The 13,995-nt window shown below is 36.8% G+C and carries 11 protein-coding genes; 1 reads left to right on the top strand and 10 read right to left on the bottom strand.

Going from position 1 to position 13,995, the window contains the following annotated elements:
• Window positions 1–80: 80 nt before the first annotated feature.
• The gene (locus LZ480_RS09025) at window positions 81–1,172 is read left to right on the top strand and encodes a CotH kinase family protein (protein ID WP_241369082.1); all 1,092 of its coding nucleotides are present in this window, start codon (window positions 81–83) and stop codon (window positions 1,170–1,172) included.
• A 526-nt stretch (window positions 1,173–1,698) separates the two neighbouring features.
• On the opposite strand, the gene LZ480_RS09020 is transcribed toward LZ480_RS09025, so the two are convergent.
• From LZ480_RS09020 to LZ480_RS08975, 10 genes are all read right to left on the bottom strand, one after another.
• Window positions 1,699–2,667 (bottom strand): ABC transporter ATP-binding protein, encoded by a 969-nt coding sequence (locus tag LZ480_RS09020; RefSeq protein ID WP_241369081.1) that lies wholly within the window; start codon window positions 2,665–2,667, stop codon window positions 1,699–1,701.
• A 302-nt stretch (window positions 2,668–2,969) separates the two neighbouring features.
• Entirely contained in the window at window positions 2,970–4,622 is a 1,653-nt protein-coding gene (locus LZ480_RS09015) for a peptide ABC transporter substrate-binding protein (RefSeq protein WP_241369080.1), read from the bottom strand.
• 78 nt (window positions 4,623–4,700) lie between these two features.
• On the bottom strand, window positions 4,701–5,744 hold the full coding sequence (locus tag LZ480_RS09010) for an ABC transporter ATP-binding protein (RefSeq protein ID WP_408641609.1): 1,044 nt from the start codon (window positions 5,742–5,744) through the stop codon (window positions 4,701–4,703).
• A gap of 9 nt (window positions 5,745–5,753) precedes the next feature.
• On the bottom strand, window positions 5,754–6,683 hold the full coding sequence (locus tag LZ480_RS09005; RefSeq protein ID WP_241369078.1) for an ABC transporter permease: 930 nt from the start codon (window positions 6,681–6,683) through the stop codon (window positions 5,754–5,756).
• Window positions 6,683–7,618: an ABC transporter permease gene (locus LZ480_RS09000; RefSeq protein WP_241369077.1), complete on the bottom strand. Its 936-nt coding sequence runs from the start codon at window positions 7,616–7,618 to the stop codon at window positions 6,683–6,685. The genes LZ480_RS09005 and LZ480_RS09000 overlap by 1 nt, the downstream gene beginning before the upstream one ends.
• 478 nt (window positions 7,619–8,096) lie before the next feature.
• Window positions 8,097–9,470 carry an argininosuccinate lyase gene (gene argH, locus LZ480_RS08995; RefSeq protein WP_241369076.1) on the bottom strand — a complete coding sequence of 458 codons (1,374 nt, stop codon included), beginning with the start codon at window positions 9,468–9,470 and terminating at the stop codon, window positions 8,097–8,099.
• Window positions 9,471–9,552: 82 nt separating this feature from the next.
• A complete protein-coding gene (locus LZ480_RS08990) occupies window positions 9,553–10,770 on the bottom strand; it encodes an argininosuccinate synthase (protein ID WP_241369075.1) in 1,218 nt (405 codons plus the stop codon).
• Window positions 10,771–11,000: 230 nt separating this feature from the next.
• Entirely contained in the window at window positions 11,001–11,663 is a 663-nt protein-coding gene (locus LZ480_RS08985; protein WP_332844033.1) for an ABC transporter ATP-binding protein, read from the bottom strand.
• 1 nt (window position 11,664) lies between these two features.
• Window positions 11,665–12,783 (bottom strand): ABC transporter permease, encoded by a 1,119-nt coding sequence (locus tag LZ480_RS08980; protein WP_241369073.1) that lies wholly within the window; start codon window positions 12,781–12,783, stop codon window positions 11,665–11,667.
• A complete protein-coding gene (locus tag LZ480_RS08975) occupies window positions 12,780–13,994 on the bottom strand; it encodes an ABC transporter permease (protein ID WP_241369072.1) in 1,215 nt (404 codons plus the stop codon). Before LZ480_RS08975 ends, LZ480_RS08980 begins: the two co-directional genes overlap by 4 nt.
• Window position 13,995: the final 1 nt, after the last annotated feature.

Here is a 13,995-nt window from a genome sequence, read left to right as displayed (position 1 = left end):
TTTCAACACTATATCTTTGTGTGGAATCTTACATTTTTTGTTTTACACGAATAATTTAAAAATGAAAGGAAAGAATTCACGTGGATAACAGAAGAATAATACCTGAATATCAACTTTTTATTCATCCTATAGATTTAAGTGAACTTCGGAAAGATATATGGTGTGACGACCCTATCCCAGCCAAGCTAACGATTAACAAAAGAAAATATGACATTGATATCGCCTATCGAGGCTCCCATATCCGGGATTTCCGAAAAAAGTCGTATCATATTTCGTTTAATAAGCCAAGTACGTATAGAAATGCCAAAGAAATTCATATCAACGCAGAATATAAAGATCCTTCTCTATTAAGAAATAAACTATCGCTCGATTTTTTCAATGAAATAGGGTGTTTATCTCCAAAGTCCCAATTTGTAAATATGAAATTGAATGGGAAAAATGAAGGGCTATATTTGGAATTAGAATCAGTAGATGAGTATTTCCTTAAGAAACGACAACTACCGCAAGGACCAATATTCTATGCGGTTGATGGCGATGCTAACTTTTCATTGATGAGTGACCTTGATAAAGAAGTAAAGAAATCACTTAATGTTGGCTATGAACTAAAATATGGGACGGAACAAGATGAATTTCATTTGCAAAAAATGATTATTGAAATTAATACTATTCCAAAAGATGAATTTGAGAATGAAATTGTAAAATATCTCAACGTTGATCAATATCTTATTTGGTTAGCAGGCGTTGTTTTCACCCAAAATTTTGATGGTTTTGTTCATAATTACGCATTGTACCAGAATAGCGAAACTAGGCTATTCGAAATCATCCCGTGGGATTACGATGCAACATGGGGAAGGGATGTAAACGGGAAAGTGATGGAGGAAGACTATTTAAGAATCGAAGGATTTAATACGCTTACCGCAAGAATTCTCGACGTAAAAACATTTCGACATCAATACAAAAACTTGCTAATAGTTATTTTAAACAACCAATTTAATGTAGACTATTTGAAACCGAAAATACAAGGTATGCATGATTTAATAAGGCCTTATATTCAAAAAGATCCTTATAAAAAAGACGATATCCATTTGTTTGATAAGGAACCCGAGTATATATTGAATTTTATTGAAGCGCGGTCGAAATATATATATAGAAAATTAGATTCATTAGATTGAGTTGTTGCATCATCTTACAAAACTCTCTTTCCATGTGGTAAGGGGAGTGTTTTTATTTTATCAATTTATTGTCTATTATATTTCTTGTTTGCAATCAAACACTTTTATAACTGATAAAGTGACAATATTAATAATAATTAATGCTGGAGTATTTAACTTTATTTGTTATGTATCCTTTAAACAAACTGAAAAAAATTAAAACCTTCGCAGCTACATGCGAAGAAGTTAGCGCTTCTAGTGACGAGCAGCTAATATCTATTCAATTAGTAGCAGAAGAATGCGAACAATTAAACTTACTGAGCAACGACTTAGCTAGTACCGTGAAAAAGTTCACGATATAATCAAAAAATGCCCTTTTTTCGAAAAAGGGCATTTTTCCAGTCTACTATTGGGGGAGAGACTTAACACCCATACAATTTGCATGAGTCTACATATAAACTACCCAATAATAGCTTAATTAAACAATAAATTATCACTGCAATTCTTTATTTCGCATTGGAAATAAAATAAACCATACCATTACATTTTAATTAGTTGCATATAAATGACATGCTACAAAATGGCCTTCTTCATATTGTGTCCATATCGGTACCTTTTGTGAACAGTGTGGCATCGCTTTTGGACAACGTGAATGAAATACACAACCTGTTGGTGGATTAATTGGGCTTGGAATTTCACCTTCTAAAATAATTCGCTGTCGAGACTCTTCAATATCCGGATCTGGAATTGGAATCGCAGACAACAATGCTGCTGTATATGGATGCAATGGATTATCGTATAAATTTTCACTCGTTGTGAGCTCCACCATATTTCCTAAATACATAACCGCAATTCGACTTGAAATGTATTTGACCATTGATAAATCATGCGCAATAAATAAATACGTTAATCCTTTTTCCTTTTGCAGTTTTTGTAGCAACATCACAACGGAAGCTTGCACAGATACATCTAGTGCAGAAATCGGTTCATCAGCAATAATAAAATCAGGATCTAGTGCAAGTGCACGGGCAATTCCAATACGCTGACGCTGACCACCTGAAAATTCATGTGGATAACGGTTCGCATGATCACGATTCAAACCAACACTTTCTAATAATTCAACAACTCGATTACGTAACTCAGCTTTGTCTGTAACGAGTCCGTGAATCTGGATAGGCTCTGCAATAATTTCAAAAACGGTAGATCGTGGGTTTAATGATGCATAAGGATCTTGAAATATCATTTGCATACTACGAATTAAGGCATTTTTCTCCTCACCCTTTGCAGCATGCACATTTTTTCCATTGAACATAACTTCGCCTTCAGTTGCATTATACAAACCCATAATTGTTCGCCCAGCTGTTGACTTTCCACAACCTGATTCGCCAACAAGTCCAAATGTTTCTCCTTTGAAAATATCAAATGAAATGCCATCAACCGCTTTTAACGTTTTGCCTTTTCCTAAATCAAAATGGCGCTTTAAATTTCTAACCGATAATAGCTTCCCTTGTTGCATAGCTTTGCCCCCCTGATGTCGCAATTGCTTTCTATTTTAAATTTTTATTTGAACCAAGGATGATTTAACTTCTGTAAAAATGGTAATGCGTTCTCTAATTGTCTAACTCAATATGTACCTGATAGAGAAATAATGCCAATTGTATCCCCTTTTTGTAAACGACTCGGTTTTATTCTCATTGCCATTATCCCCTTCCCCTATTTTCACACATGAACGAATGTTACCTCATTCACTCATGTCTAAAGACAGGTAATTGAAAAGGAATTGCGAAGCCAATAATGACCTCGCAATCTCTAAAATAATTACTCTTTTGTTGCATATTTTAATTCAATTGAACCTACAACTGGGCGAACAATGTTTTTCACATTCGATTTTTGTAATGCTGAACCATTGTAGTAGTATAGTGGCACTAATGGCGCTTCTTCAATTAGAATTTTTTCTGCATCTAATAAGTAATTCCAACGTGTTTGTGCATCTACTTCAGCACGTGCTTTTTTAATCAGCTCATCATACGCAGCATTTTTCCAACCTGTACGGTTCATTGCATCATTGTCAGAAGTAAAGTTTTCTAATGCATTGATTGGATCAGCATAATCGTGACCGAATGTAGAACGAGAGAATTGTAATTTTAACGCTACTTGGTCTTCACGGAATACTGCCCACTCAGAGTTTTGGACTGTTACTTCTACACCTAAAACTTGTTTTAATTGGCTTTGGATTGTTTCAGCAACTGATTTTAATTCATCGCTTGTATTGTATGAAAGCTCTACAGCAGGTAAAGTGTCCCAACCTTCTTCTGCCATACCTTCCGCTAATAATTGCTTCGCCTTTTCAGCATCAAAGCTAATTAATGAACCCTGCGTTTCGCGGAAATCCTTTCCATCTGGACCTTTAAATCCATAAGAAACGAAACCGTTTGCTACCTTGTTTCCTGTTTTAACAACATAATCGACTATTTCTTGTGCATTAATTGCATAAGAGAATGCTTGACGAACTTTTTGGTTTGTAAATGGCTCTTTTGTAATGTTGAAGCGATAGAACTGCGTACCTGCTGAATCGTAAATAATTGCTTCTGGATCATTTAATAATGTATCTGCTAGAGTTGATGGGATAGCAGTAATATCTAGCTCACCCGTTTGGTACATTTGGTAAGATGTATTCGAATCATTTACCATTGCCCACTCGATGCGGTCTAATTGAACCGTATCTTTATCCCAATAAGTATCATTTTTCTCAAACGTCATTTTTTCTTCATGGTTCCATATTGTAATTTTAAATGGACCATTTCCTACAAATGTATCTGCATTTGTAAACCATGTTGGTGTAACTGTTGCTACTTTTTCATTAACAGGGAAGAAAGTTGGTAGTGTAATCATTGATAAGAACCCATCAAATGGATTAATTAATTTTACCTCAAATGTTTTTTCGTCGATTGCTTTTATTGCTACGTCTGCTGCATCACCAGAGCCATCATTGTAAGCTTGTGCACCTTCAATATAGCTTGTTGCTAAAAAAGCTGAATATGAAGCTGTTTCTGGATTTAACATGTGTAACCAGCCATAAACAAAGTCACCTGCAGTTACAGGATCTCCATTTGTCCATTTAGCATCACGTAATGTAAATGTGTATGTTAAACCATCGTTAGAAATATCGATTGTTTCTGCCATTGCTTCTTTTGGCTCAAGATTCGCATCTAAGCGAACTAAACCTTCCATTAAGTTGTTTAGTGGGTCCCAAGAAACCGAGTCAAACCCGATAGATGGATCAAATGACGTTGGCTCATTGTCGTTGTTTAAATATAGAACTTTTTCTCCATCAGTGTTTGAATCAGATTCAACGCCTTCTGATTGCTTCTTTTCTGATGAATCAGAACTTCCTGCATCTTCACTTGCAGTACATGCAGCAAGTACGATGGCTACTAATGACATTAGTAATAACAAAAGCCATTTTTTCATAGAAATCCCCCTTTAATTTAAATTTTTCTTCACTAAATGTGCGAAGATTTATATGTGAAGCATTTTTATGCTATTCACCTAATCTTGTGCTGCACGTGAATCCTTTAACCAGCAGCTTACCTGATGGACATCGGTCAAGGCCGTCACACCTGGCTGGACATGATTACAGACAATCATTGCATATGGGCAACGTGCGGCAAATGCACATCCCGCTGGTGGTGCAAACAAATCTGGGGGTGTCCCCTCAATTGGCTGTAATTCCTCTTCTTTTAAATCTAGGCGTGGGACAGAATTCAGTAGTCCCTTTGTATATGGATGTTGAGGATTATAGAAAATATCTCTCTTTGTTCCAATTTCAATCACTTTTCCGGCATACATCACTGCAATTCTGTCTGCAATTTTCGCTACAACCCCTAAATCATGCGTAATCAAAATAATCGAAACACCTGTGCGCTGTTGAATTTCCTCAAATAGCTCTAAAATTTGCGCCTGGATCGTTACGTCGAGTGCAGTCGTTGGCTCATCTGCGATTAATAATTCTGGTTCACAAATAAGCGCAATTGCAATAACGATTCGTTGACGCATCCCTCCAGAAAATTGGTGAGGATATTGCTTTAAGCGTTCTTCTGGATTCGAAAGACCAACTAACGAAAGCATTTCAATCGCTTTTTTCTTTGCTTCAGCCGAGCTTAATTTTTTATGTGTTTTCAAGCCCTCTGTTAGCTGCTCTCCAATTGTTAATGTTGGATTGAGCGCGGTCATAGGATCTTGGAAAATCATAGAAATATCTTTCCCTTGAATTTCACGATATTGCTTCTTTGACATGCGTGCCAAATCTTTATTTTTAAACAGTATGTTCCTTGCAGTAACAGTTCCAGGAGGGTTTGGAATAAGACCCAAAATGGCATTCGATGTAACACTTTTCCCACAGCCTGATTCCCCTACAATTGCAAGTGTTTCACCCTTATATAAATTAAAGGAAGCACCGCGCACAGCCTGTACTGTACCGCCATAAGTTTTAAACACAACCTTTAAATCTTCCACTTGTAACACGACTTCTTTATTGTCACGCTGTGCATTTGGATGAACGATAGTTTGTGTCGAGCTGTTATTTGTTGTCATCATGAATGCTTACCTCCTTAACTTCGGATCAAGTGCATCTTGTAATCCATCACCTAATGTATTAAATGCAAACATTGTCATTGAAATAAATACTGCTGGGAAGAATAAACGCCACCAATGACCTGTTGATATAACAGAAAGTGCGTCATTCGCCATTACCCCCCATGAAGCGTATGGAGCAGCAATTCCTAGTCCTAAAAAACTTAAAAATGCTTCAGCAAAAATCGCACTTGGAACTGTTAACGTCATTTGAACAATAATCGGACCCATTGTATTCGGTAATAAATTTTTACGAATAATGCGCATCGTACCTGCACCAAATGATTTCGATGCCGTAACAAATTCATAGTTTTTCAACTGTAATACTTGTCCTCGAACGATACGTGCCATCCCAATCCAACCCGTTACCGTTAATGCAATAATAATTGTCGTCATTCCTGGTCCCATTACAACCATTAATAAAATAACAACGATTAAGTTCGGTAATCCGTATAAAATTTCTACAATACGCATCATGACAGTGTCTGTACGGCCACCTTTATAGCCGGCAACCCCTCCATAAATAACACCGATTAAAAAGTCAATTGTTGCAGCAGCAATCCCGACGAATAATGAAATTCGTGCACCATACCAAGTTCTCGTAAATACATCACGTCCAAGTTCATCGGTACCGAACCAGTGAGTTGCACTTGGTGGTAAGTTTTGATTTGGTAAATTGATTTCTGTTACCGAGTGCGGTGACACAATCGGTACTAAAATTGCGAAAAATGATAGTAATACTAAAAATATTAAACTGAATAATGCTAAATAGTTTTTACGTAATCTGCGCCAAGCATCTGCCCAATACGACAACGTAGGACGTACTACTTGCTCTTTACTTTGCTCATCTTTTGCAGCAGGAGCAAACCACTCTTGTGGAATTTCTTTTGTTTGAACCATTATGCATCCCCCTCCTTTTTATGTAGCTTAATTCGAGGGTCTAAGAAGCCGTATATAATATCCACTAGGAAAAGCATAAATACTAAGAATGCACTATAGAATACTGTTGTCCCCATAATTAGCGGATAATCACGGTTATTAATACTTTCAACGAAGTATTTCCCCATCCCCGGAATACCGAAAATTCGCTCAATTACAAATGTACCTGTTAAAATACTCGCTAACATTGAACCTAAAATAGTAACAACTGGCATTAACGCATTTCGTAGTGCATGTCTTACTACCACGCGCCAAGGCTTTAATCCTTTTGCACGTGCCATTTTTATATAATCTTGTGTCAGTACTTCAAGCATACTCGCACGCGTTAAACGAGCAATAATTGCCATTGGACCCGTTGCAAGCGCCAAAGTTGGTAACACCATGTGCTTCAAACTTGACCATGTAGCCGCTGGGAACCAACCTAAATTTACGGCGAATATCTGAATGAGTACCGTTGCTAAAATGAAGTTCGGTAATGATATCCCAATTACGGCAATCGTCATCGCAATATAATCAATGACCCCATTATGCCGTAACGCTGCAATCGTCCCCAATAAAATGCCAGAAATAAGAGCAACTAATATCGTCACCATCCCAAGCTCAAATGATATCGGGAATCCCCGTTCTAGAAGCCCATTTACCGTTTCGCTTGGCTTTTTAATAGACGGTCCAAAGTCAAACGTAATAATACGTTCTAAATATGTAAAATACTGAACATAAATTGGCTTATCTAAATTATAGTAGCTTTCTAAGTTAGCTTGAATGGTTGGGTTCGTCGTTCGATCCGAATCAAACGGTGAACCTGGAATTTGAAACATTAAAAAGAACGTCAATGAGGCGATAATTAAAATCGTCACAATCATCATTAAAAAGCGTTTCACAATATAACCAATCATAGAGCCAGTCCCCCTTTCGTTTCTTCTAAGTTTGTTACATGTGCTGTATGCTGAGTACATTTAAGTTAAATGTAAATTTGTGTTCTTTAAATCTTAAATAATTTACTGTGCTACATGTTTTCTAAATTCATGCACAAAGTAACTTAGTTTTGTTAATCGTGTTATTATTCTATGATGTCAGCTACATAACTAATCCCTTTTTTAGAAACTTACTGTACAAGTTTTCCAATTTACCTTTTACTACATTTACAATAATCACAGAATAATTAGAATTTTCTAAATATTATACATTTCAATTCAACTTATCACAATACCATATAATTGAAAAGGTGAAATTTAATAAAGATGATTTTTTTGTAAATTTTTTTAAATTGTTAATTCTCACTCACTTTTTTTCAATACTAATTCAAAAAAACGATTTCTAGAAAAAATCCTAGAAATCGTTATATAAATCTATTATTCAATTTTTGTGCTATCTTTAAACAAGCAAGCTTTTCGCTTTTTCAATTTGAATTTTCACTTGCCCAAAACCTGTCCCACCTAAAGAGTTACGGCGACTAACAGCAGCTTCTGGCGCTAATACTGCGTAAATATCTTCTTCAATTAAGCTTGATTCTTTTTGCATTGCTTCTAATGGTAAATCTAATAAGTAAATACCTTGTTGAATACATGTAAAGACTAACTTCCCTGTTACTTCATGTGCTTCACGGAATGGCATGCCTTTCGTTGCAAGGTAATCGGCTAATTCCGTTGCATTTGAGAAGTCTGAATGTACCGCACTATGAAGACGAGGTTTGTTGACTGTCATAGTACGCACCATACCTTCAAAGATTTTAAGTGAGCCAAGTACCGTTTCCATCGTATCAAACATGCCTTCCTTATCTTCTTGCATGTCCTTGTTATACGTTAGTGGCGTACCTTTAAGAACCGTTAATAGGCCGACTAAATTACCAAATGCTCTACCCGCTTTTCCACGAATCAGCTCAGCCATATCCGGGTTTTTCTTTTGAGGCATGATTGATGAACCTGTTGAGAAGGTATCATCAAGTTCGATAAATTTAAATTCATCAGTAGACCAAATAATTATTTCTTCTGCAAATCGTGATAAGTGTGTCATTAGGAGCGCTGAATTCGATAAAAATTCCACGATAAAGTCACGATCACTTACCGCGTCCATTGAATTCGCATAGACATCGGCAAACCCTAGAAGCTCAGCAGATTTTAAACGGTCAATCGGGAAAGTTGTCCCCGCCATTGCCCCAGCACCTAATGGTAAAATATCAATACGCTTCATCGATTCATTGAAACGCTCTTTATCACGCTGTAATTGCCAGAAGTACACCATTAAATGATGCGCTAAAGAGATTGGCTGCGCACGCTGTAAATGTGTATAGCCTGGTGCAATAGTATCAATATGTTGCTCAGCTTGATTGATGATGGTATTTTGGAAGTTCTCAATTAATCCCATTACTTCAGGCACACGTTTCTTTAAGAATAAGTGCATATCCGTCGCTACTTGATCGTTACGTGAACGCCCCGTATGCAATTTCCCACCAACAGGACCGATTAAATCAATTAACATTTTTTCTAAGTTTAAGTGAATGTCTTCATTTGCTACTGTAAATTTTAATTCGCCTGCTTCTGCTTTTAGCTTTAGCTGTACTAAGCCTTCTAAAATCTTTGATACGTCTTCTGTAGGTAAAATGTTTTGCGCGCCAAGCATTGTTACGTGCGCTACTGAGCCTTCGATATCTTCTAATACTAATTGTTGGTCAAAGCCAATAGATGCGCCGAATTCATCGACCCAGGCCTCTGCTGACTTTTGGAAACGTCCGCCCCATAATTTTGCCATGTTGTTCTCTCCTAACAGCTCTTATATTGTCTTTGGTTAAAAGAAGAAGCGACTCGGGCTCCGAATCGCTCTCACTTATTAATTATTTTATTTCAGATGGTAATTTTGTGTTTTTTGCTACTTCTGAAGCAACGACTGTTGGCATGCCCCATAATTCGATGAAGCCTACAGCTGAAGCATGGTTGAATTTATCGTGTTTTGAGTAAGTTGCTAATTCTTCAGAGTATAAAGAGTTTGCAGATTTACGTCCCTCAACGATAGCGTGACCTTTATAAAGTTTCACACGAACTGTACCATTTACATACTTTTGCGTTTCTTTTAAGAACGCTTCTAACGCTGTACGAATTGGGTTGAACCAAAGACCGTTATAAATGATTTCAGATAATTTGTGCTCGATAATTGGCTTGAAATGTGCAAGCTCTTTAACTAATGTAATATCTTCTAATTCTTTGTGCGCTGTTAATAACACTTTTGCACCTGGAATTTCATATACTTCACGAGATTTAATACCTACTAAACGATTTTCAACGTGGTCAATACGGCCAACCCCGTGTGCGCCAGCTACTTTATTTAATTCCTCGATTAAATCAGCTAACTTCATTTCTTGACCATTTATTGATACTGGTTTACCTTCTACGAATTCAATTTCTACGATTTCTGCTGTATCCGGTGCGTTTTCGACCGAAACCGTTAAACCATAAGCCTCTTCTGGTGGTGCTACCCAAGGATCTTCCATTACACCCGCTTCGTTTGCACGACCCCATAAGTTTTGGTCGATTGAGAATGGAGAGTCGATTGTAGCAGGAATTGGAACACCATGTTTTGCAGCGTATTCGATTTCTTCGTCACGGCTCCAGCCCCACTCACGTACAGGAGCTAAAACTTCTAAATCTGGGTTTAATGCTTTAATTGAAACTTCGAAACGTACTTGGTCATTCCCTTTACCTGTACAGCCGTGAGCTACCGCGTCTGCATTTGTTTCTGTCGCGATTTCTACTAATTTTTTTGAAATTAATGGACGAGATAATGCAGATACTAACGGGTACTTTTGCTCATACCAAGTGTGACCTTGTAGAGAGATAAGCGCGTACTCTTCAGCAAACTCATCCTTTGCATCGATCATGTATGATTCAACAGCACCTACTTGAAGTGCTTTGTTTTTAATGAACTCTAAATCTTTTCCTTCACCCACGTCAAGACATACCGCGATTACGTCCCATCCTTGCTCTTTTAACCACGGAATTGCTACTGATGTATCTAAACCACCTGAATATGCTAATACGACTTTTTTATTTGCCATGGTAATTCCCTCCACCTATATGTATTTTTATACATTTATATAATTGTTTATACACGAATGGTAACATGGAATAAAAATAAACGCAACTGTATTTATATTAAATTTTAGACTTTTCCGCCATGTCTGAAAACGACTGTTTTATGCTGCTTTAGAATACTCGTTTAAATCATTTTTTTCTAAAAATTGTACATTTATACTGGATTTCATCTACCTTAATCGATGGACTAATTTTATATTTTTTCAAGTGAAATTCCTTTCCTCTGCAAGTAGTCATCGTAAAATGAGTCATCGCCCATCATATACACCCGGTCACAATAGGTCGTAATTTCCTCCATATCATGAGACGTATAAAGAATCATTTTTTGATGTTCCTTTGCCTGCTGCATAAGGAAGCGCACAATTTCTGTTTTGGATTTTAAATCTATACCTACTGTCGGCTCGTCTAAAATAAGGAGCTGTGGATCATCAATGAGGCTTAAAGCAATATTGAGTTTGCGTTTCATACCGCCTGATAACGCACTTACTTGCTTATCCCACTCATGCAATTGCATATTTTCACAAATGGCTCGACATTGCTCATCGGATAATTTGTTCCAACTTAGCTTTGCAAAAAACAACATATTTTCTCGAACCGTCATATGTTCCCACAATGCGACCTCTTGTGGAACATAACCGATTTGACGACGAACGGCCTTTAAATTATCTTTATAGGAAAGTCCATTTAGTTTTAAATCGCCGGAATTTACGCTCATCGCTGTTGCAACAATTTGCAAAAAGGTTGATTTTCCTGCCCCATTTTGCCCGACAAGCCCTACCATTTCACCGCGCGCAATATACATCGAAACATTTTGCAAAATTTCATGGCTACGATACTTCTTATTAATATTTTTCACTTCAAGCAAAACGTCTCGACTCCTTTCTATACACATAAATGCATACAAGCACTATGAAAATACTCCAAATGAGTGAAACATCCCATTGTAATAATGCATACACGGGGCTCATTTCGCTCAACAATGGCCATTTCACAACAAGTTGCTCTATTGGGATGAATGCCCCACCAAGAAATGTGAGCAGTAACGTAATGATTGGTGTGATGAAATGATAACTCAACGTATGTTTCATATGGACTGCGACAAATAACGCCAGTGCAACACAACTCAATCGAAAAATGACAATCGCTAAAAATTCAAACCATACAAATTTTGTTTCAAGTAATTGATATGTTAAAAAATCAATCCCGAGCATAAATAATAAATAAAAACCTAATGTATTGAAAAAATAAGTAGTGTACGAGATTTTAGTTTGCAACCAGCGCACGACGACTGGATGATTGGATTCTTTAATGATCCAATCCAATAAATAAAAAGTTGAAATGAGTGCAAAAAATGCCCATATGCCCCACGGACTCAATAAAACGTCTTTTTTTGTAGGGGTAGAAGATTCATTGTAAAAGGAAAAATCAACAGTTAATAATTCATAACGTTCCTCACGTTGCTCCCCTTCAGCCACAATTTGATCGAACGACCAGTGAATATCACTTTCATATTTGTTGAGTAATTTCTTCACTTCATGAGCCGCTTTTGCTTGTGTTGCTTTACGCTGTGCAAGGGAACTAATATTTTCTTTTACCGCAAAATAAAAATACGATCGGTTCGTTGAATACGCTTCGATTAAATGGTGTCGTTTATTATTTCGCAATTGTTTTTCAAAATGACGTTTTACAATAAATACACTATCAATCTGATTTTTCTCTAATGCATATAGCGCTTTTTGCTTACTCATTAATTGAATGTTTAAAAAATCGATTTGCTGAAGTTCTTGAATAAATGCTTTAGATAGTTCACTGTTGTCTTCATCCACAATGGCAACAGGAACTTGCCCATCCTCGACAACATCAGTCATCCATTGAATGAGGACAGTCGTTAAAACAAGTGGCATAACAAGCCAAATGAATGTAGAAAATGCCTGCTTTTTTATTAGCAACATTCGTGTAAAAAGTAATGTTCTCAACGGGCTAACCTCCCCTTCACGTATACGAGACTACTATATAGTGAGAGTGCCAAGAAGAGCCAAAACCCACTCTTTGTATATGAAGCATAATTACGCTCTTCAAAAATAAGCTCAGTCAACCATTTCCAATTGTCATACGTATAAAAATACGGGAATAGTTGCTGCATGCCATATGGGAAATAAATCGTCGGAAAAACCGCACCACTCACTGCAAGAAGTAAAACGCATAAAAATAACGAAATGAATAGCTTCACTTTATCTGAATATAAAACAATATCGAAAATGGCACATAAGACAATCGTATGCAAGATAAGTAAGCCAATAAATAAAGAAATTCTAAAGTAATCAAGTGCATAATAATTTACTTCCAATTGTGAAAGCCCAATAACAAAAAGGACAATCGAAAGGGTAAGTACCGTCATAAATGTCGTGATAATCCGCGCAACATGCTCCTGCCAAATTGCAACACCGGCCAATTTCAAGCGAACTTGTAAGCTTTTCGATGTTTGCTTCGATAAAAATACAAATAGCAAAATCGACCAAATGATGGTTAAACAAAATAAAATAGCGAATGAATAATAATGCAACGGATTTTCAAATGGGAGCAACACCCACTCATGCTCACGTAAAACTTTACTTTTCCCCATTGTATAAAATGTAAAATCCATTAAGAGCTCTAATTTTAAACTTTCCAATTCTTCCGGTGAAATTGATGTCTCTTTCGCATAATGATACACCGTCAAAATATTCGCCTGCGCAGATGAAATATAACGGGTAATCGTTTCAACAAGTTCATTAACGACCATGCTTTGCGTTTTTTCTTGTGGGTTACCGAGCACGTGGAGCTTTACTGAAGCCCCTTCATATAAATCCTGGGCAAAATTACTCGGGAAAATAATCGCGGCTGTACTTTCATTTTGCTTCAACCGCGCTTCTGCTTCTTCCATTGAAAGGAGCTCTGCCTGTACATATGTATTTTCTTTCAAAACTGTCACAATTAGTTGTGCCAATAGTTGACTCTCACTTGAAAAATCTTCATTGACAATGGCAATCGACATTTTTTGTTGTTCATTCTGTGAAAATATCGATGTCAAAGCCATAAAGGACAGTCCGATTATCATCATTGGAAACAAGAAAAGAAGAAGTAGTTTCCACCACTTCTTCTTCATTTGTGTCAAGTATTGATGTGTGAAAAATACAAGGTTTTTCATC

Origin of the sequence: Solibacillus palustris (assembly GCF_022549215.1) — a bacterium.
GTDB classification, from domain to species: domain Bacteria; phylum Bacillota; class Bacilli; order Bacillales_A; family Planococcaceae; genus Solibacillus; species Solibacillus daqui.
The sequence above is the reverse complement of the archived record's forward strand: the minus strand, read 5'-3'. Positions and strand labels throughout refer to the sequence as shown.